This is a genomic window from Pseudomonas sp. AC463 (assembly GCF_979253585.1).
Map to the genome: position 1 here is coordinate 1 of NZ_CEEDDZ010000940.1, position 251 is coordinate 251.

General features: G+C 66.9%; 1 pseudogene. It reads right to left on the minus strand.

Features of this window, described 5'->3' with window-relative positions:
- A pseudogene (locus AC0IYH_RS32995) lies at positions 1-251 on the minus strand (hypothetical protein); the annotation flags it as partial.

Consider the following 251-nt stretch of genomic DNA (forward strand, 5'->3'; position numbering starts at 1 on the left):
TGCGCCAGTGATAGGAATCCGCGAAGCAGCCGCCGGGCCAGCGGATGACGGGCACCTTCACCTGTTTCAGTGCCGCGACCACGTCGTTGCGGATTCCGCGCGTGTTCGGGATCGGCGAATCCTCGCCCACCCAGATGCCCTCATAGACGCCGCGACCCAGATGCTCGACGAACTGGCCGTAGATTTCGGGCGCGATCTGCGGGCCGGGACGATCGGCGTGGACGAGCAGGGTCGTTTGCTGCGCCAGCGCC